General features: G+C 41.6%; 17 protein-coding genes and 1 riboswitch. Of the genes, 9 read left to right on the top strand and 8 right to left on the bottom strand.

The window, feature by feature from the left end; translation table 11 throughout:
- Positions 1–20: 20 nt before the first annotated feature.
- Positions 21–1,694: a sensor histidine kinase efflux regulator BaeS gene (gene baeS / locus F993_RS17285; protein WP_004652438.1), complete on the top strand. Its 1,674-nt coding sequence runs from the start codon at positions 21–23 to the stop codon at positions 1,692–1,694.
- Between the two features lie 45 nt (positions 1,695–1,739).
- The gene (locus F993_RS17290; protein WP_004652437.1) at positions 1,740–2,426 is read left to right on the top strand and encodes a response regulator; all 687 of its coding nucleotides are present in this window, start codon (positions 1,740–1,742) and stop codon (positions 2,424–2,426) included.
- Between the two features lie 434 nt (positions 2,427–2,860).
- Here the strand turns inward: F993_RS17290 and F993_RS17295 are convergent, their stop codons facing one another.
- From F993_RS17295 to F993_RS17305, 3 genes are all read right to left on the bottom strand, one after another.
- A complete protein-coding gene (locus F993_RS17295) occupies positions 2,861–3,442 on the bottom strand; it encodes a L,D-transpeptidase family protein (RefSeq protein WP_004652435.1) in 582 nt (193 codons plus the stop codon).
- 12 nt (positions 3,443–3,454) lie between these two features.
- The gene (locus F993_RS17300) at positions 3,455–4,897 is read right to left on the bottom strand and encodes a protein adenylyltransferase SelO (protein WP_004652434.1); all 1,443 of its coding nucleotides are present in this window, start codon (positions 4,895–4,897) and stop codon (positions 3,455–3,457) included.
- A gap of 138 nt (positions 4,898–5,035) precedes the next feature.
- Positions 5,036–6,205: an acyl-CoA desaturase gene (locus tag F993_RS17305; protein ID WP_004652433.1), complete on the bottom strand. Its 1,170-nt coding sequence runs from the start codon at positions 6,203–6,205 to the stop codon at positions 5,036–5,038.
- 211 nt (positions 6,206–6,416) lie between these two features.
- On the opposite strand from F993_RS17305, the gene F993_RS17310 reads away from it, so the two are divergent.
- Positions 6,417–6,944: an META domain-containing protein gene (locus F993_RS17310; protein WP_004652432.1), complete on the top strand. Its 528-nt coding sequence runs from the start codon at positions 6,417–6,419 to the stop codon at positions 6,942–6,944.
- A 28-nt stretch (positions 6,945–6,972) separates the two neighbouring features.
- On the opposite strand, the gene F993_RS17315 is transcribed toward F993_RS17310, so the two are convergent.
- The 3 genes from F993_RS17315 to F993_RS17325 all read right to left on the bottom strand — a co-directional run bounded on the left by F993_RS17315 (position 6,973) and on the right by F993_RS17325 (position 10,250).
- Positions 6,973–7,692 carry a glycerophosphodiester phosphodiesterase gene (locus F993_RS17315; RefSeq protein WP_004652431.1) on the bottom strand — a complete coding sequence of 240 codons (720 nt, stop codon included), beginning with the start codon at positions 7,690–7,692 and terminating at the stop codon, positions 6,973–6,975.
- A gap of 21 nt (positions 7,693–7,713) precedes the next feature.
- Positions 7,714–8,301, bottom strand: coding sequence for a cob(I)yrinic acid a,c-diamide adenosyltransferase (locus F993_RS17320; protein ID WP_004652430.1), 588 nt, complete (start codon positions 8,299–8,301; stop codon positions 7,714–7,716).
- Between the two features lie 104 nt (positions 8,302–8,405).
- Positions 8,406–10,250: a TonB-dependent receptor plug domain-containing protein gene (locus F993_RS17325; RefSeq protein ID WP_004652429.1), complete on the bottom strand. Its 1,845-nt coding sequence runs from the start codon at positions 10,248–10,250 to the stop codon at positions 8,406–8,408.
- Positions 10,251–10,287: 37 nt separating this feature from the next.
- A riboswitch (cobalamin riboswitch) is annotated at positions 10,288–10,501 on the bottom strand.
- Positions 10,502–10,620: 119 nt separating this feature from the next.
- Here F993_RS17325 and F993_RS17330 point away from each other — a divergent pair.
- The 3 genes from F993_RS17330 to F993_RS17340 are packed head-to-tail and all read left to right on the top strand — an operon-like array spanning position 10,621 to position 13,012.
- Positions 10,621–11,277 carry a phosphoribosylanthranilate isomerase gene (locus F993_RS17330; RefSeq protein WP_004652428.1) on the top strand — a complete coding sequence of 219 codons (657 nt, stop codon included), beginning with the start codon at positions 10,621–10,623 and terminating at the stop codon, positions 11,275–11,277.
- Positions 11,261–12,490, top strand: coding sequence for a tryptophan synthase subunit beta (gene trpB / locus F993_RS17335; protein WP_004652427.1), 1,230 nt, complete (start codon positions 11,261–11,263; stop codon positions 12,488–12,490). The genes F993_RS17330 and trpB overlap by 17 nt, the downstream gene beginning before the upstream one ends.
- Before the next feature lie 9 nt (positions 12,491–12,499).
- Positions 12,500–13,012: a DUF1543 domain-containing protein gene (locus F993_RS17340; RefSeq protein ID WP_032812346.1), complete on the top strand. Its 513-nt coding sequence runs from the start codon at positions 12,500–12,502 to the stop codon at positions 13,010–13,012.
- A gap of 61 nt (positions 13,013–13,073) precedes the next feature.
- Here F993_RS17340 and F993_RS17345 read toward each other — a convergent pair whose 3' ends face one another.
- Positions 13,074–14,852, bottom strand: coding sequence for a bifunctional metallophosphatase/5'-nucleotidase (locus tag F993_RS17345; protein WP_004652424.1), 1,779 nt, complete (start codon positions 14,850–14,852; stop codon positions 13,074–13,076).
- Between the two features lie 214 nt (positions 14,853–15,066).
- Between F993_RS17345 and F993_RS17350 the strand changes: the two genes are divergently transcribed.
- Complete coding sequence (locus tag F993_RS17350; RefSeq protein WP_004652423.1) at positions 15,067–16,062, top strand: DUF2804 domain-containing protein; 996 nt, start codon at positions 15,067–15,069, stop codon at positions 16,060–16,062.
- 226 nt (positions 16,063–16,288) lie between these two features.
- On the top strand, positions 16,289–16,684 hold the full coding sequence (locus F993_RS17355; RefSeq protein ID WP_004652422.1) for a hypothetical protein: 396 nt from the start codon (positions 16,289–16,291) through the stop codon (positions 16,682–16,684).
- A 57-nt stretch (positions 16,685–16,741) separates the two neighbouring features.
- Here the strand turns inward: F993_RS17355 and F993_RS17360 are convergent, their stop codons facing one another.
- A complete protein-coding gene (locus tag F993_RS17360) occupies positions 16,742–17,617 on the bottom strand; it encodes a metal-dependent hydrolase (protein ID WP_004652421.1) in 876 nt (291 codons plus the stop codon).
- A gap of 116 nt (positions 17,618–17,733) precedes the next feature.
- Between F993_RS17360 and F993_RS17365 the strand changes: the two genes are divergently transcribed.
- The gene (locus F993_RS17365) at positions 17,734–18,756 is read left to right on the top strand and encodes an AraC family transcriptional regulator (RefSeq protein ID WP_004652420.1); all 1,023 of its coding nucleotides are present in this window, start codon (positions 17,734–17,736) and stop codon (positions 18,754–18,756) included.
- Positions 18,757–18,897 lie beyond the last annotated feature (141 nt).

Raw genomic sequence — 18,897 nt, 5'->3', positions numbered from 1 at the left:
ACACTATTGAGAATCTGCTTTTGAATGTTCGCCGCGTGCCTTTAGCCCTACGCCTGTTTTTAACGGTATTACTGACCACCTTGTTGATCGCAACGATTAGCTTGGGGATTTTGCATTGGACCATGCAAAAGAACTTTGCACGTTATGTGGCCGATGTGGAAATGCAGAAGCTAGACCGATTGATAGCCAATTTAGGCAACGTCTATACGGTTTATCATGATTGGGGCAATGCAATTCAGGCGCAGATTCTGCAAATTGAAGGTACGGCAGCACCAGATGACTATGACCGTTTGTCCCAATGGTGGTTGCGCCGTCAGTACGATATTGCCCTACAACAACGTTATTTTAATGACCATACCTTACTTAGCCTATCTCCAACGCTGGCACAAAATAATGTCGAGATCAAAAATCGGCAGATATTTAATGATGAAGAGTTAAAAATTCTCAAACAAAATTTACCTTCGGAATATCAACCTTTTGAAGGCTTGCGCTTTCCATTAAGCCCCCGTCAATTTCGTTTAAAGACGGATAGCAAAGAAGATAAACAAGACAGTAAACTGAATGCGGCACCTGCTGAGCAGGGCAAAAAGCGCTTTGTCTCGATTCCTGACCGTTTAGGTTTAAGCTCTCGACTGTCTTTATACGATGAGAATCAGCAGTTTATTGTGGGCGAACCAGCGACTGATCAAATTTCGTTCCGTCCGATTGTGGTGGGCGAGAAGGTGGTCGGTTACCTCGGATTAAAGCCCGTACTGGATCAGGATGATGCTTCTAGTATCAATTTCTTTAGTAATCAAAAACGATATTTGCTATTGGTCTATGCCTTAACGGTACTTTCAAGTTTGGTTGCAGCATTATTGATGGCGACTTATTTCAAGAAACCAATTCAACGTTTATTAAAAGCAACCTTGGAACTGACCCGTGGCAATTATCAACATCAAGTGATGATTAAGCGTAATGATGAGCTGGGTGACTTATCCAATCAACTCAATCATTTGGCTGATATTTTACATCAGCATGAAGAATCTCGCCGTCAATGGGTATCCGATACCTCGCATGAACTGAAAACACCTTTGGCGGTATTGCAGGCACAGATCGAAGCGATGCAGGACGGGATTCGTAAGGCGACGCCTGAACACCTGAATGCCATGATGCGTCAGGTCAGTACGTTGAAGAAGTTAACCCAAGATCTCGCAGACCTAGCACAAGCTGATGCACAACAGTTGAAATGCTATTTTGCTGAAGTCAATCCGTGGGATGTGGTACTACAAGAAGTTGAAAACTTTAGATCGACGTTTGAGCAAAACCAGCTTGAAGTGACATTATCTGGAGAAGGGGCAATCCTATCTTTAGATCGGGATCGCTTTAAACAGATTATCGTCAATCTGTTAGGGAACTGTGTTCGTTACACCGAACAAGGTGGAAAAATACAGATTCACACTCAACAAGATGATCAACAATGGATAATGTATGTAGATGATAGTCCATTGGGCGTAAATGATGAGCAACTGGCACGTTTAGGAGAGCGTTTCTATCGTGTCGATGATTCACGTACACGCAGTACGGGTGGTACGGGTCTAGGTTTGGCCTTGTCGTGTAAGTTGGCACAAGCTTTAGGTGGTTCACTGACTTTCGATCATTCACCCTTAGGTGGATTACGTTGTGTCCTGACTTTCCCAAAATCAATTCAATAACTTTTAGATCCTCTTATGTTGAGGATGATGGATAGGATGAAAACCATGAAACATATTATGTTGGTTGAAGATGAGGTTGAACTCGCACAGTTGGTTCGTGATTATTTAGAAGCTGCTGGTTTTGAAGTCAGTATGTTTCATGATGGTCAAGATGCTTATACCCAGTTTCAACAACGTAAACCGAGTTTGATGATTTTGGACTTGATGGTGCCACGCATGGATGGCTTGACCATTTGCCGTAAGGTTCGTGAACAGTCTGATCTACCAATTATTATGGTTACCGCACGTACTGAAGAAATTGACCGGGTCTTAGGTTTGAATATGGGGGCAGATGATTATATCTGTAAGCCATTTAGTCCCAAAGAACTGGTTGCCCGTGTGCAAGCGGTGTTGCGTCGTTTAGAGCGTAAAGCAGAGCCTGAGCAAAACGATTTATTCCGCATTGATAAAGCGCAGCAACGTATTTGGTATCAACAAAAAGCACTGACTTTGACCCCAACAGAATTCCGTTTATTAGAGTTATTCTTGGAGCACTTAGGTCAGGTATACTCTCGTGCACAGCTACTCGACCATATTAACCCGGATAGCTTCGATGTAGCCGATCGCGTAATCGACAGCCATATTAAAAACTTGCGCCGTAAGATTTCAGAGGCGGCGGATACAGGCAATCGTCATGAATGGATTCAGGCGGTGTATGGGGTGGGTTATCGTTTTGAATATCCAGATGAGTAACTAGATTTACGTTATCCTATGGCTACCCCTTGCGCCGCTTCAACACGGCTCATATCCAAGAGAATGTAGGAAAGTTTCTACAAGTGAACTTGTCTCTTTTCCTTGGTATAGAGAGGCTGACATGAGATGAGTTTTGATGATGGTAAGGGATGAAGTATTGGAAAAAGTTTTATCCTGTGGATAACCACAGCGTTATCCACAGAAAATGTGGATAGTTTCGCAAAGCTTTTGTCGAAATTATCTTCTTTTCTGGTGATAACAAAGGTATCCGCTTTTTAGAAGTATAAAAAATTTACATTACTTTACAATTGCTTGTGATGAGTTGTGACGGTGAGTTGTGACTGATTCCAGATGATAAAGTTATCCCCTGCATAAGCCTTGTGCAGTTTGATCATTGCCTTTATCCGCAAAAGCTGTTCTGAATATTGGTCACATCACGGATGAATGATGATAGGGGTGTGATCCTTGACCAATTGCCATATTTCATCCATATCTGAGTTAGTCACCGCAATACAACCCAGAGTCCAGTCTTTGCGAGGCATATAAGTTGCACTTGTAGGAACGGATGTGGCCCGTGTTGGCACAGTACCGTGAATCATCACATTTCCACCAGCGGATTGACCCTGCTGTTGGGCATAGGCGCTATCCTGTTTATTCGGGTAGGAAATGTGCAAAGACTTATAGTAAGCACTTTGAGGATTGCGCCAATCGATAGAATAAGTCCCTTCGGGTGTTTTACCATCGCCTTCAAACTGTTTGTGTCCAGTCGGATCAAAACCTAAACGCATGGGATAGCTGCGAATGACTTCCTGCTGATGTTTTAATTGTAAAATGCGCTGACTTTTAAACACTTCAATGGAAGTCACGGGTTTGTTTTGTTGAAGCTGTTGTATTTCATGGATAGAAAGAGGTTGATGTGCTGATCCCACTGTTGGGATGAACTTGCCATACTGGAAATAAGCCAGCCCCAATAACAGGACTAGAATCGCACATCCAATCATCAGCCCAATTTTCATAGATTTCTTCTGCTAAGATGAACAACTGACAGAAATTTCAGGCACATCGCTTGGCAATGGTGCAGTATCTGCTTCCGTTTCTAAATCAGTTTGTTTTTGATAAGGTTGATTCAGCAGCTTAAACAAACGCTCAACCTCACTGAAATCACCACGCTCCGCAAGCTCAATCGCTTTCTGCGCCATATGATTGCGCAGGATATATTGTGGATTAACCTGTTGCATCATCTCATCCAAGGCATCAGTATCTTGATGTTGTCGGATATTTTTATAGCGGGTCAGGAAGTCATCAAACTGTTGTATATGGATACAATCATCTCTTAAGGCTTTGTAATCCTGTTGCTGCAAACGAAGAAAGCTTTGGGTATAGTCCAATTGCTCAGTTTGCAGGATTCCAAGAAAGGCAAAACTACAATCCAGACTATCCTTATGAAAATCGGGTAGGCCCATTTTCTGACATAAGCCTTGCCCATAATGCGCTAAGAAAGTTGGCTCAAACTTTTCTAAACATGCTGCTAGATCGAGTTTGAACTGTTCTTTGTTTTCTGCGTTCGCCAACGGAATTAAATTATTTAGCCACGTCCACAGATTCCAATGACCAATACTCGGTTGGTTTTGATAGGTATAACGACCTTGGTAATCGGAATGGTTGTTAATCCAATTGGGGCGGAAACGCTCCATAAAACCGTAAGGTCCAAAGTCCAGTGTTGAGCCAGTGATATTCAGGTTATCAGTATTCATCACTCCGTGGGCAAAACCAACCAGTTGCCATTTAGCAATCATGATGGCGGTTCGTTCGATTACAGCTTCAGCAAAAGCGAGTATTGGATTTTCAGCTTTTAGACATTCTGGATAGTGCCATTCAATACATTTCTGTGTGAATTCAGCCAAAAGTTCAGGTGCATATTGATTGATCCATTCAAAATGCCCTAAACGAATATGGCATTCAGAGGTACGTAATAGCATCGCACCCAGCTCTAGAGTTTCGCGTTGTACACCTTGCGTAGAGGTGGTAAAACCAACCGCATGACTTGATGCAACACCAAGGGCATTTAATGCATGACCCGCTAAATATTCACGAATGACTGAACGTAGGACGGCTCGACCATCACCCATACGCGAGTAAGGGGTAGAGCCAGCACCTTTGAGGTGTAGATCAATCGTTTCACCTTGCTGATTCAGGATTTGCCCGATCAACAAACCTCGGCCATCACCGAGTTGTCCAGCCCATTGTCCAAACTGATGCCCTGCATAAACCATAGCGAGTGGTGGGAATTCAGCAAAGGTTTTTTGTCCACTACAGATTTCTACCCAGTTGGCCTTATCTTCTTCGTTCCATTGCAATTCATCAGCCAATGCTTCATTAAAATGACCTGCTTTGGCACCGCGCAATGGACTTGGCTGCTGTTGGTGATAGAGCTTGGGATTGAGAGAAGGGTAACGAGGATTGAATTGCATAAGCGAATGGTCATGATGGCTGAATCATGACTATAGCAAATATCAGTGTGAAATGGTGAACCGTTGAGAGAACGCGGGTGGTGGATAAATGGGCATAAAAAATGGCCTCTTGAGAGACCATTTTCAATAAGTGCTGTGTTATTCAGAAACAGGCGCTTTTTTAATATTACGCATCAAGGTTTCTAAACATTCACGATGGTGACTTAAACGATGTTCAAGCAATTGGAAATCCACTTTAAGTTTGTGATCCATTTGATGGATTTTTTCAGCCATCGCTGCTTTCTTCGCTTGAAGCTCTTGTTCTTTCAGCTTAGCCCAATCATTTAAAGTATGGGTGAAAGCTTCATATTCTTGTGCGATACGTTGTTTCATTTGCACGATGTCAGTATTGACATCATGGCCATAAATCGCCAAGTCACGTTCCGCATATTTGAACTTCATCGCAAGCTCTGCTTTTTTGATATTAAAGCTTGGAATACGACGCAGATTCTTCGCTAAACCAAGTTTAGAACTGGTCCAGATTAACCATTTGGTTGGGTCATATTGCCACCATTTCACCCCGTTACGGTAATCGTATTGGAAGATGTGGTGGTAGTTATGATAACCCTCACCCCAAGTGAAAATAGCCAACACGAAGTTGTCACGTGCCGTGTTCTCGTCGGTATAAGGACGTTTGCCCCACATGTGACATAATGAGTTGATGAAGAAGGTCACGTGATGGCTAATGATCAAACGCAATAAACCACCGAGTAAGATCACCCCCCAGATATCGCCAGTTGCCCAACCAATACCACCTAATACACCAACATGAACTGCAATCACCATTGGCACATAGTACTTGTGTTGGAACATCACCAATTTGTCATTCATCAAATCAGGTGCATTTTTAAAATCTGGTTTAGAAGGAGAATGATCGCGGATCATCCAGCCAAGATGTGCATACCAAAAACCACGTTTGATTGAATACGGATCTTGGTCCACATCATCAACATGACGGTGATGGGTACGGTGACCTGAAGCCCAGAACAAAATACTGTTTTGAACTGCGAATGTACCGCCAATCATCAATAAAATTTTAAGTGGTAAGGCTGCCTCATAAGCACGATGTGCCCAAAGACGGTGATAACCTGCTGTAATTCCTAGGCTACTCAGTGCTAACAGGAAGAATAAACTGACCCATGCACTTACACTAAAATCATAATAATAGGCGTATAAAGGAATTAAAATGGCAGCAACAATTGGTGTTCCAATTAAGGTAATGCTAGCAGTCCAGTTAATGGGTGCTTTTTTGAGTGGGGCGGAAGTCATATCCGTCAGCGCTCCTAAAAACCTTGTTTGTACAAGATAATAAAACTAAACGAGATAGCAAAACCAATCATGACGATATATTGCTATTTTATCGCCGATATTAGCATGTCCAAATCAATTAGCACTAGCATTATTCTACAGTTGTATCGGAAGAACAGTAACAGAATTCATTTGTAAGATTGATCAATGAATTAAAAGGTGAAATAAATCAATGTCTGAGCAAATTACCGTGAAAAATCCTATTTTTTCTTTGAAGGCATTTTTTAACAAAACTTTAATATTATCGGCTGGTATCCTGCTTGCAGCATGCCAAAGTCAACCTACGCCCTCACAAAAAAATACCTTACAACCCAAGCGAGTAACGCAACCACCCGCGATGCAAGTGCGTAAAAGCACCGATGGGGTTCAGGATGTTGAATGGCAGATTACTTCGATTCAAGGCAAGCGTGCGTTGTTCTTTAATCAATATCCAAGCTTTTCGCTCAATTCTGTTTCAAAAATGGTGGTGGGGCATACTGGCTGTAATCAGATTTATGGTCGCTATAAGTATGATTTTGCCCAAGGCAAACTGGATTTTGATGTGATGGCGCAGCATCAAAGTTGTGATAAAGCGTTGGCGCAAGAAGCAGACTTGATGGATGCGATACAGCGTGTTGAACGTTTTCAGTTGGAGGGCACCAACTTATATTTATTGGATGCCAAAGGGCAGCGTTTGATTCAAGCGCAGCGCAAAAGATAAGCAAAAAGGCGGAATGAGTTCCGCCTTTTTATAATTTTAGGTGTTGTAGCATGGTACTGGGTACATCCGTAATCAAACCTTGAATGCCCAATTGTTGAAGATGCTTGGCGCGCTCGACTTCATTCACCGTCCAGACACTGATTTCAAGATTGGCCTGTTGGGTCCGTTGAATAATCTCATCGGTTGCTAGGGCATCTCCCCAGCCAATCTGACAGCAGCCATATTGCTGTGCCAGTTCGATTGCATATTCCCCAATGGGGATTTCCACCAACAACCCACGTTTAAATGAGCTCTGTTGTTGCTGTAATGCCGCCAAAATTTTGACATCAAAACTGGTAATGGTCGCGGTTGTTTCAAAACCTTTTAAATCTTGTTGTAACTGCAGAACCAAACGTTCAGCTGCAGCTTCATCTGCAACCGCTTTAATTTCAACTTCGATATGCTCAAAGTCAGTGAGACAGTCTAAAACATGTGACAGGCTCGGCGTGTATTCTTCAAAGGCCCATGCTTGCCATTGATGGCGGTGATCGAATTGCTGGGCTTCAATTAAATTGCTGTTTTCAACTTGTTGTGAACGACCCGCAGTACGTACAAAATCATCATCATGAATCACCACCAAGTGGTCATCTTTCAGTTGACGTACATCAAATTCAACGGCACGTACACCTAAATCATGCAGGTAGCGGAATCCACCTAAGGTATTTTCAGGCGCTTCGCCACGTGCACCACGATGACCAATAATTCGCATCTTTATCTACCCAACAAATGATTATGCTTGATCGATACTGTCATTAATATTCTTTTGCCACAACACTTCGTTACCACCTTCAGCACGTTGTAAGGCACGTGAAGCAACGAACAACCAGTCCGATAAGCGATTGAGTAATTGTAATGCGGTTGCCTGAATATTTTGGTCACGATGATGTACTGACAATAAAGCACGTTCGGCACGACGGCACACTGCCCGAGCTTGATGTGCATAACTACAAGCTAAAGTGCCTGATGGTAAAATGAAATCTTTTAACATCGGCAGTGATTCATTCATGTGATCAATTTCTTTTTCCAGAAACTCGATGCATACAGGTTGTAGTAAGTGATAGTTCGGGATACACACTTCACCGCCTAAATCGAATAACCAATGTTGAATCAGGCTTAAGCTTTTGTCCCAGTGTGCTTTATTTTCAACTGTGCTGGCACTGATTTGTGCGCGAAGCACGCCAATGGTTGCATTGAGTTCATCAACATCACCTAAAGCTGCGATGCGTAAATCATCTTTGGCAACGCGTGAACCATCCCCTAGGCCAGTTGTACCTGAGTCGCCTGTACGGGTATAGATTTTACTTAAACGATGTCCCATAGTTCTGTTTCTCTGATCCTGAAAATAAAAAGGGGATAATGTCGGTCAGAACATTACCCCGAAACTGGAGTTAAGAAAATATTTTTTATTATTTTATCACGCGATTAATAACGGAATGTGACACCCGCAGAAGCTAGACGACCTGTATTAATGTACCAATCATTCGAAGGATAGGTGTTTAATACCTCACGATACTCAACATCGCCTACGTTTTGAATGTTAGTAAATACCTTCACATTTGGATTGATATTCCAATAAGCATTTAAATCTACAGTTGCATAACCAGGTACTCGAGTCGTATTTGCCGAGTCTGCATAAGATTTAGCTCGTGCGATTACTGATGCACTGATCCCATAAGTTGCATTTTCTAACCCTGTGCTGACTGTTAATGTTTGACGTGGGCGATAAGCAATTTCTAGATCAGTTGCTTCATTTTCTGTTTTTACATAAGCATATTGTGTTGATAAAAATAAATCATCTTGATGCCACTTGATACCAGCTTCGCCACCTGTGAAATTTGCTTTCGCTACATTTTTATTTGTACCGGCATTATAGGTAATGAGGTTTTTAATCTTTGTATGATAAACAGAAAGATTAGTACTGATATTCGGTGTGATATCGTAATCGGATCCGATTTCATAAGAGAGGCTTTCTTCTGGAGCAAGATTTTCATTACCACCCCATTGTGAATAGAGTTCATTTAAGGTTGGTGCGCGGAATGCACTACCAACATTTGCATAAACACTTGCATTCGGTATGAAATGGTAACGAATCGCAGCTTGTCCAACGGTATGATCGCCAAAACGTTCATTGTCTTCTAAACGTACACCTACTTGAGTATCAAATTGTTCATTTTTAAATTGATGTTGTAGGTAATAGCCTGTGCTATCAACACTCTGATCACCTTTCAGAATTGTGTTGGTTTTATAATTTGCATCCGTGTAGGTTGCACCAATTAAGATGTTTTGATTTGGTGTGAATTTCCATTTTAGGTTTAAATCACCTTCGTTATTTTCAGTGTCATAGTGCGAGCTATAAGCGGGTACATTTTGCTTGTCTTGAGCATTTGAATAACGTGCATTGACGATTAAATCAGGCAAAATATTGTAGGAAACTTTGGCATTGATGACACGATTTTCGAATAAGCGCTGTGCAGTATTGGTAATATAGTCATTACTGAAAATATTAGTTCCCTTATTTTCACTAATCGATGCAGAAGCATCTATGGTATTTTCTTGATAAAAACCGACCTTAGCATGGTAGCCTTTTTGGTCATAACTCGCTTTTTCATTTTTAGCTTGGCTTTCAAAGATACGCGTGCCATCACTTTCTAAGCGTTGGCCGCCTACTTGGGCATAAAAACCTTGATTAGTAACTAAATTGGCATTGGCAATCGTTTTATAGGTATTATTTTCCCCATAAATGCCAGTTAAATCTGCTCCTGTTTTTTCAGGTTTCTTTGAAATTAACTGAACAACACCGCCAATCGCATCACTACCATATTGTACAGATGCAGGTCCTTTTAAGATTTCAACTTGTTGAACGTCAGTGGTATCTAAAAATGCAGGATAGAGTGGGCCAAGTTCATTTTGACTATTTAGACGAGCACCATCTTTAAGAACGAGTGTGTGAACTGATTTGGTGCCACGAAGTGAAATCTCAGAAATTTGTCCTAAGCCACCACTTTGTTTGATATATACCGATGGGTCACGTTGAATCACATCAGATATATTTAATAAAGGATTTTGTTCAATTGTCTTTTGATCAATCACTGTAAGACGTGCAGGAACATTTTTTAGTTTTTCTTCTGTACGAGATGCTGTCACAACAATCGTATCTAGCGTCGCAGTTCTATCGCTGGATTGATCTTGAGCAAAAGCAGGTGAAGAAAACCCCATCGCAATAGCAATAGCACCAACTAAACGAGTCGGTTGAAAAACAGTAGACATGACGTCGCTCCGGACATTCACCCGTCGTGAATGATAATGTGGAAATAAACAACAAGCAGGTCTCCGGACTTCACTATAATCATCAAATAAATGATATTACTCATCATCTTCCCACATCATACCGATGCAGTGATTTGGCGTTGTGCTGAGATGAGTGATTCGGTGTTACCGTTGCGAGGGCAGTGTTGGATTTACACCAACTTCCCTATAAACAAAAGAATTTGCTTTAGACTTGTTGCAAGATTACGCAAAGTATAAAGTGTTAACGTTTTTTAAACAATTGCATTTCCGAATGAACTTTGCCCAAAGCAAGTCAAATTGCATTACAATGCGAGAGTTTCAAAAATATTCAATTTTAATTGGACAGCTCATGCGCCAAAGCCAAATGCGAACCCGCGCCAAGATTTGTGGAATTACCCGAGCACAGGATATCCAAGCCGTTGTAGAATCAGGGGCAGATGCGATTGGTTTTGTATTTTTTCCACCCAGTCCACGACATGTTAGTATCGAGCAAGCCCAAACTTTGGCAAAGCTGGTACCACCTTATGTGCAGTTGGTCGGCTTATTTGTAAATGCCAGTGCTGAAGAAATCCAAACGGTGCTTGATTCCGTTCCTTTAGATGTATTACAACTACATGGCGATGAAACACCAGAACAATGTCAATTAATTGCAACACACTGTAAACGCCGTTGGTATAAGGCCATTCAAGTCAAACCTGATTTAGATGTTGTGGTTGAAATCAAGCGCTATCAAGCAGCGGGAGCCAGTGCAGTCTTGTTAGATGCATGGCATCCTGAATTGAAAGGCGGCACAGGGCATAGTTTTGACTGGACCCAATTTCCCCAACTAGATATTCCACTCATTTTGGCAGGTGGTTTGACCCCTGAAAATGTCAGTGAAGCTATTGATACTACAGCGGCATTTGCTGTGGATGTCAGCGGAGGCGTCGAGTCCGCAAAAGGTATAAAAGACCAACAACTGATTGAAAAATTTATGCAAGGAGTCCAACGTGGATCAGCAAAATAACGTGATTGACTACACCCAGTTTCCAGATGCGCAAGGGCATTTCGGTATTCATGGTGGACGTTTTGTATCAGAAACGCTGATGGCTGCACTTGAAGACCTCGAAAGTCTTTATGGTCGTATGAAGAATGATGCACAGTTTTTAGCAGAGTTTGACCGTGATCTTGCCTTCTATGTTGGTCGTCCTAGTCCACTTTATTATGCTGAACGATGGTCTCAGCACCTCGGCGGTGCGCAAATTTACCTGAAACGTGAAGACCTGAACCACACGGGTTCGCACAAGGTTAATAACACCATTGGTCAGGCTTTATTGGCAAAGCTGTCGGGTAAGAAGCGTATTATTGCGGAAACAGGTGCAGGTCAACACGGTGTGGCGACAGCAACCATTGCAGCACGTCTGGGTATGGAATGTGTGGTGTACATGGGCGCTGAAGACGTGAAACGTCAGGCTATGAATGTTTACCGTATGCGTTTGTTGGGTGCAACGGTGGTCCCTGTGCAAAGTGGTTCAAAAACATTGAAAGATGCCATGAACGAAGCGATGCGTGATTGGGTCACCAATGTTGATAGCACCTATTATGTGATTGGTACTGTTGCTGGTCCACATCCATATCCACAGTTGGTTCGGGATTTCCAGTCGATTATTGGTCGTGAAGCGCGTCGTCAAATTCAAGAGCAAGCAGGGCGTTTGCCAGATGCTTTAGTGGCTTGTGTAGGTGGTGGTTCAAATGCGATGGGCTTGTTCTATCCATTCCTGAATGATCAAGACGTGAAAATGTATGGTGTTGAAGCTGCTGGTTATGGCATTGAAACAGGCAAACACTCTGCACCATTGAATGCAGGCCATGTTGGGGTATTACACGGAAACCGTACTTATTTGATGTCGGATGAACAAGGTCAGATCATTGAAACACATAGTATTTCAGCAGGTCTGGACTATCCAGGTGTTGGTCCTGAGCATAGTTTCTTAAAAGACATGAACCGTGTTGAATATGTGCCAATCAATGATGATGAAGCCTTGCAAGGTTTCCGTGATCTCACCAAGATTGAAGGCATTATTCCTGCGCTTGAAAGCTCACATGCGATGGCTTACGTCACTAAACTTGCGCCAACCATGTCTAAAGATCAAATCATTATTGCCACTGTTTCAGGTCGTGGCGATAAAGACTTGATGACGGTTGCGCGTATTGATGGCGTTGAAATGGTCGAGATGTAAGTTTTCACAATGCCAAGTTTGTTTATGGTGATGTTGGGTGGCCGACATGCGAAAGCCAATACCGAAGTGCATGATGTGGTAATGGCACTAGGCGAATCATTGTCTGAAGTCATCCCTCAGCTCAAACAGGCTTGGTTTGGTGAATCGAAAGGCTTGCATATCGATGCTTGGGCACAGATTTCAGGTGTGCAATCACAAGGCATGAATTATCAAATTCAGTTTTCCGATGCTGCACCGTCTGCTTTGGATGAAAAATTATATTTGATTAACCTAGGTGGATATTCACTTAACGCTTTTGGTGAATTACATAGCTACCATTTGGTGGTTGCATCCGATGCAGTGATTGCAAAACAGTTGGGTAAACAATTTATCGAACAAGATTGGCATAAACCGCATACCGATCGTGTAGTCGATGTCGATGATTGCATTCCAATTGATCATGTTGCAGGGCGTTATATCCATTTGGTTCAAGATGAGTTTAAGCCTACAGTTTGGGAAAATACCTATCTGACCTTGGATTAATCAACAATTAAAATAAAAACAGGGAAGCCATGGCTTCCCTGTTTTTTTAGTACGTATGCAGTTAAGGAAGCACTTTGATTCGATCCGTTTTAGGTGCATTCAGCGGTGAGTATTGCACCACATATTTTTCTAAGGCATCGATATCTTGTCCGCCACCGACTGGATTTTTACCTTCTTTTAATACCGTGAAGTTATCTCCACCATCCGCGAGGAAGCTATTAACCGTCACACGGTAAACCTTGCTATCATTCAGCGCTTGTCCTGCAACCAAGATATTGCTGGCACGTGGTGAAGTCGAGTTGTCTTTCTTATATGAATAACTGAACTCTTTGGATGGTTGTAAGATACGAACTGTGGCTGCGTTCGCACCTGACCATTGCTGTTCTAACACATCACGAATCTGTTTACCTGTTAAACTAAGGGTCACAATTGAATTACCAAAAGGCTGTACGGTAAAGACATCACCAAAGGTGATTTGATTGCTGCTATTTACCAATAAGTCGGCACGAACACCCCCCGGATTCATCAGGGTAAAGTCAGAACCTTGATTACTTGCTGTTAGTGCCATGGCTTGTTGTGCATCAGCAATTAAATTCCCGAGTGGGCTTTCACCACTTTCGGTGGCATTACGATTAATGACACTATTGGCTGTACCGACCACACGGGCTGAAATTGTGGTGACGGCTTGGCGATATTTATCCAAAATCGCTTCAATGCTTGGGGTTTTATTAAATTTCTCATATAGATCCGTCAAGTTCACTGTAGTTGTACCAGAGGTATAGGCTTCACTTTGAATCGGAACTTGTTTGGCGTCCTTCTTAATCACATCACCTGTTTTGCCATCCAGTTCTAACTGAATATTGGTAATGGCTGTGCCGTATTGGCCCGCAGAAGTAAGTAAGAACGGTTTTTGTGGATTCTTAGTGGCATAGTCACAGATATAAGACTGATGGGTGTGGCCAGAAACCACCACATCGACTGCAGGATCTAAGCGATCGAGGATACCGAGTAATGGGCCACTGAGGCCATCACAGGTTTTTTTATTAAACTTGGTACTAGGTGCAACACCTTCATGCACCACCACCACAATCGCTTCAATCCCTTGTTTTTTTAACTCAGGAATCAATGCATTGACCGTATCTGCTTCATCATGAAAGTCGACATCTTTAATGCCCGCAGCTGACACGATACTTGGTGTTGCTTTCAGAGTCATACCAATAAAGGCAACTGGAATACCGCCATAAGTTTTAACTTTATAGGCTGGGAACAAGGTTTTCTTGGGATCAGCCTTCATTGAGACATTGGCGGCCAAGAAATTGAATTTGGCACCCTCAAATTTTGGGTTGATCTGGCAGGGTTTAGCACTGGTATATTGCTGACAGCCACCATTTTGCAAACGACGTAATTCATCTGTACCACGGTCAAATTCATGATTACCGACCGCATTGAAATCAATCTGAATGTCATTCATGGTTTCAATAGTTGGCTCGTCTAAGAACAACGATGATGTGAGCGGTGAAGCACTAATCAAATCGCCTGCTGACACGACCGCATTGTTTGGATATTGCGCACGCAGCTTTTTGATGGCATCGGCAAAATAACTGACTCCACCAACAGGAATACGTACAGTTTTACTATTATCGTTTGGATCATCTGCTTCAATAAAACGTTTCGGCGGTTCTAAATTGCCATGAAAATCATTAAACGCAAGGATATTGATATTTTGATTTTTGCGTTCAACGGTTGGTGTTTGATTATTATCATTGTCGTCATTACATGCTGTTAAAGCCAGCATCATGAGACAGAGCACGTTTGCTTTTAAGAGTCGTTGAGTCGTCATGTTTTTTGATCGAGTGGTATAAGATTGTTTTTTAAAATAAAACTTATGTATGAATCTTTGATGAAATTGTGAGCTAAAAAAGTCCATTAGGGGCTTGGATTTATCGGTTAAAATGTGAATTAAGTTGCACTTCTTTATATAAAAATAGTAGTAAATTTGATCACTTACAGTCTATTATGGGCGTAGCTGCGACCTAGCAATCATGGAATATAAAATGGATTTGATACAAGCCAATGGTCAACCGCGTTATGGACGTTTTGAGCAAGTCCCTTCGCGGATTAATCTGGACGACTATATTTATAAAACGCCTTATGGACAGGTGTTAACAGGCTGGCGCAAACAACTTAAATATAAAAAATTTAAATTCTGTGGCTTACAGCATGAGCATTACAGTATTGGGGTTGCGATTGTTGATTTATCTTGGGCAGGTCATGGTTTTTTCTATGTCTATGATCATCAGTCTAAAAAAGTGATTGAGTGGAATGCGATTCAACCCTTGGCATTAAAAACACAGTTGGATGAGCAGCCCTTATTTAGCCAAAGTTCATTTAAAAAATCAGCGTATCAATTTGATATGCAACATGCCAACGGGGTGCGTTATATCCAAGTGACTAAACATGGTGAAGTACAACTGAAAGCCCGAATTTTTTGTGCGGGTACCGATGCCTTAAGTTTGTGTAGTCCAACGGGGATTAATGGCTGGACCTATACCCAGAAGCAAACCACATTGGCGGTTGAGGGATTCTTTATCAGCCCAGATCGACAGCAGATTGAATTTAATGCTCATAGCCTTGCAGCTTTGGACGATACCTGTGGTTTTCTACGGCCTGAAACAGCTTGGTTCTGGCTATCTTGCCAGTTCCGTGATGCACAGGATCGTCGGATTGGTCTTAACCTTGCTTCAGGTGTGAATGAAAGTTTTGGTAATGAAAATGCGTTATGGGTGAATGGACGTTTGTATCCATTAACAGATGTTCTATTTGAACAGCAAAGTGAAAATGTCTGGTCCATTCGCTCGTTAGGTGAATGTTTAAATTTGGTAGTAGAAACAGACTGGTGTCGTTTTGAAAATATTAATTTGCGTTTGATTGGCAGCCAGTTTAATCAATGGCAAGCCAAAGTCAGTGGCACCATTGCACATGAGCAGGTTGAAGTGGTGTCATTAGATAATGAATATGGTCTTTTAGAACAGCATTATGCGAAGTGGTGATGTTTTAAACTATGAGTCTGTTTGTTGTATTAAATATGCCATAGTGAAATGAGGTTGTAGGTATAAATATTAACCATGTGGAGCATTGTTTCACAAGACTTCATAATACAATATTGGAAAAGGGTAATATTCAGTTATGCGTTTTTATTATTTATAAGTTGGAATGTATAAAGATAATATTGAGATTTTTATTCCATATAAAGAGCTGAAGGGTAGTAATTTTTAAATGATTAAATCAGCAGAGGAATTTATTTTACTTCGAAATAGTGAAACACGTGATGAATATATGCGTGCAGCCTATGAAAATGCTTCTGACCTTGTTTGGATAGATGTCATTTCCAGATTTCCAGAAATGAGAGAATGGGTTGCATATAATAAAACTGTGCCATTAAATATATTGGAAACTCTAGCAAGAGATGAAAATGAATCTGTTCGAGCGACAGTTGCTATGAAGAGAAAGCTTAGCCCAGAGTTGTTTGATTTATTATCCCGAGACAATAGTGAGGAAGTTCGTCATAGAATAGCATGTAATAAAAAAACGCCAATTTATATTCTGAAAATGCTTACCAATGATCCAATAATGTTTGTTCGTGAAGCTGCTTTAAAACGTGTTGTAAATTAATAAATTACCTTGCTCTACCACCTTGTGGTAGAGCATTTAATTTTTATTTCAAATCGATTAAAGCCCTGCTTGCCAGAACGCTTCACCTGCTGCAATCGGATCATTGGTTTTAGCTAAAGTATCAATCCAGACATCATACTGGCGAATCACTGGATGTTGATTTGGATGAAAATCTTTTTTAAACCAGTCGCTATATTGTGCTCTTTTCGCCGTTAAAATACCGTTGCGACCAAAGAACCACGGTAAACCTTTACGTGCCATATCAAAACGTTGTCTTAAGTTAAAACCATCGGTTTTAAGCATTACATCAGTACGGTACAAGGTAAAGCCAAACATCATCACGGTGGTAAAGACTAAGGCAAAGCGACGAGTCGCTTCTGGGACTTCACCAACTTCTCGCATTACATCAAATGCGACATCCCGATGTTCCATTTCTTCAATTGCATGCCAAGCAAAAAGCGCACGCACAAATGGATCAGCTTCTGCTAGGGTTTCTTTTTTGCTATAGAAGGTATCAGCCATTAGCGCCGTTAAATGTTCGGCAGCTGCAGTCATGGCAATGTTGTATTGTGGAGAGCGATTCTTCAGTTCAAATCTAAAGATTTTCTTTAGACGGGCAGTGAACTGATCTACAGGCATGCCTTGATCTTTCATGACTTGGTTCATTTTGTCATGCGCAATGCCATGTTGTGCTTCCTGACGGATAAAATCAGCAACACGTTCCTGCAAGTCTGGATCATCAATCTTGTCACGGAATAAACGGACACATTCAATAAAGTAGCGCTCGCCATCAGGAAAGGTGAGGCTTAAAGCATCAAACATACGAGTACGGAACGGATCACCCCCAAACCAGAAGCGCGGTGCTTGATCGAGGTGAAAGTCCAGTTTGGTTCTGACAACGGGATCAACTTGATAAGAAACATGTGCATTCATTTTGACTATTCCTTGTTTTTCTTCATGAACTCAGTATGGAAAAAGTCCGATGAAATGTTTTGACAGTTACAGCCAAGTTTTATACAAATAACGACAGATCAGGATGAGATTGACCCATGTCAGTTAAAATAATCATTGGATATTTGCGTTTGTTTAATCGTGTTTTACAACAGGAACAAATTGATTTGTCTAAAGTTGTTGCACCTGAACTTTGGCAAGCCTTTCAAGCCTGTTTGGAAAACCCCGATGAGCGTGACTTTGATGTGGAGCGTTATGCCTTGTTATTACAGGCCGCTCAAGCACACTTCACTCGTCCGATTACTCTGGTCTTGGCAGAGCATGCTAATTTACAAGATTTGGGTTTGATGGGCTATTTGGCATCGACTAGTATTGATCTACAACAAGCACTTCAACTATTACAACGTTATTATTCTTTAGTGTTTAAGCAAACTAATCTGGAACAGCTCGATGTGCAGCAATTCTCTGAATATATTCAGATTGTTTGGAGTGCATCGTATTGTGACTATCGGGAAATGTATGAGCTCAATCTGGCGTTGATTTTTAAAATTGCACAATCGATTGTGCAAGATGCTTTAGTGCCACCGCAGATGATTCAATTTGGCTATGCACCGCATACCGCGCTTTATCATTTTGAAAAATTTTATGGTTGCCCAATTCAGATTCAGCAGGGGCAATATGCGATCCGCTTTTCTAATCAGATTTTAAAGGCAAAAAGTATTGCTGCCGACCAGCAACTGAATCATGTGTTATCAACTCAAGCACAACAATCTTTGAGGAGCGTTAGTTCTTTTGAGGTTCAACAGCAGCAATTCCGTCAAAAAATACATGGCTTTATCGAGCAAGGTTTATTGCAGCATGAAGAGGTGTTGCAGAGTTATGTGGCGAAGCGTCTGCATTGTTCGGAACGGACGCTACAACGTCAGCTCAAAGCCCATGAGCTGAATTTTCAGGATGTGCTGGACCAGTATCGTTTGGAGCAGAGCAAACTGTATTTGCAGCAAGGTAAGTCTTTGTCTGAGATTGCGGAGCGACTGAATTATGCCGATCAGAGTGCGTTTGGGCGGGCGTTTAAGCGTTGGACAGGCGTTACACCCAAGCAGTTTTTAAAATCTCTGTAGATTTTAGATCAAACTTTTAATTAATAAGTGAGTTTAGCTAAGGTAGTTTAATTTATAAACAAACAAATGGGTTTGATATTTTCCTTACTTTGCAGGGATGAAAAGTAACAAAAATCCTCTGTTGGACTGACGGTACATCCT

Source organism: Acinetobacter proteolyticus, from assembly GCF_000367945.1.
GTDB classification, from domain to species: Bacteria; Pseudomonadota; Gammaproteobacteria; order Pseudomonadales; family Moraxellaceae; genus Acinetobacter; species Acinetobacter proteolyticus.
This window is presented reverse-complemented; position numbering and strand designations above follow the sequence as displayed.

Excerpts from the sequence above, each read along its gene's own strand:
- F993_RS17355 (WP_004652422.1), top strand. The coding sequence starts at position 16,289 with ATGATTAAATCAGCAGAGGAATTTATTTTACTTCGAAATAGTGAAACA.
- F993_RS17295 (WP_004652435.1), bottom strand. The coding sequence starts at position 3,442 with ATGAAAATTGGGCTGATGATTGGATGTGCGATTCTAGTCCTGTTATTG.
- F993_RS17350 (WP_004652423.1), top strand. The coding sequence starts at position 15,067 with ATGGATTTGATACAAGCCAATGGTCAACCGCGTTATGGACGTTTTGAG.
- F993_RS17315 (WP_004652431.1), bottom strand. The coding sequence starts at position 7,692 with ATGCGAATTATTGGTCATCGTGGTGCACGTGGCGAAGCGCCTGAAAAT.
- F993_RS17325 (WP_004652429.1), bottom strand. The coding sequence starts at position 10,250 with ATGTCTACTGTTTTTCAACCGACTCGTTTAGTTGGTGCTATTGCTATT.
- F993_RS17305 (WP_004652433.1), bottom strand. The coding sequence starts at position 6,205 with ATGACTTCCGCCCCACTCAAAAAAGCACCCATTAACTGGACTGCTAGC.
- F993_RS17330 (WP_004652428.1), top strand. The coding sequence starts at position 10,621 with ATGCGCCAAAGCCAAATGCGAACCCGCGCCAAGATTTGTGGAATTACC.
- F993_RS17340 (WP_032812346.1), top strand. The coding sequence starts at position 12,500 with ATGCCAAGTTTGTTTATGGTGATGTTGGGTGGCCGACATGCGAAAGCC.
- F993_RS17345 (WP_004652424.1), bottom strand. The coding sequence starts at position 14,852 with ATGACGACTCAACGACTCTTAAAAGCAAACGTGCTCTGTCTCATGATG.
- F993_RS17320 (WP_004652430.1), bottom strand. The coding sequence starts at position 8,301 with ATGGGACATCGTTTAAGTAAAATCTATACCCGTACAGGCGACTCAGGT.
- F993_RS17290 (WP_004652437.1), top strand. The coding sequence starts at position 1,740 with ATGAAACATATTATGTTGGTTGAAGATGAGGTTGAACTCGCACAGTTG.
- F993_RS17360 (WP_004652421.1), bottom strand. The coding sequence starts at position 17,617 with ATGAATGCACATGTTTCTTATCAAGTTGATCCCGTTGTCAGAACCAAA.
- F993_RS17300 (WP_004652434.1), bottom strand. The coding sequence starts at position 4,897 with ATGCAATTCAATCCTCGTTACCCTTCTCTCAATCCCAAGCTCTATCAC.
- F993_RS17310 (WP_004652432.1), top strand. The coding sequence starts at position 6,417 with ATGTCTGAGCAAATTACCGTGAAAAATCCTATTTTTTCTTTGAAGGCA.
- F993_RS17365 (WP_004652420.1), top strand. The coding sequence starts at position 17,734 with ATGTCAGTTAAAATAATCATTGGATATTTGCGTTTGTTTAATCGTGTT.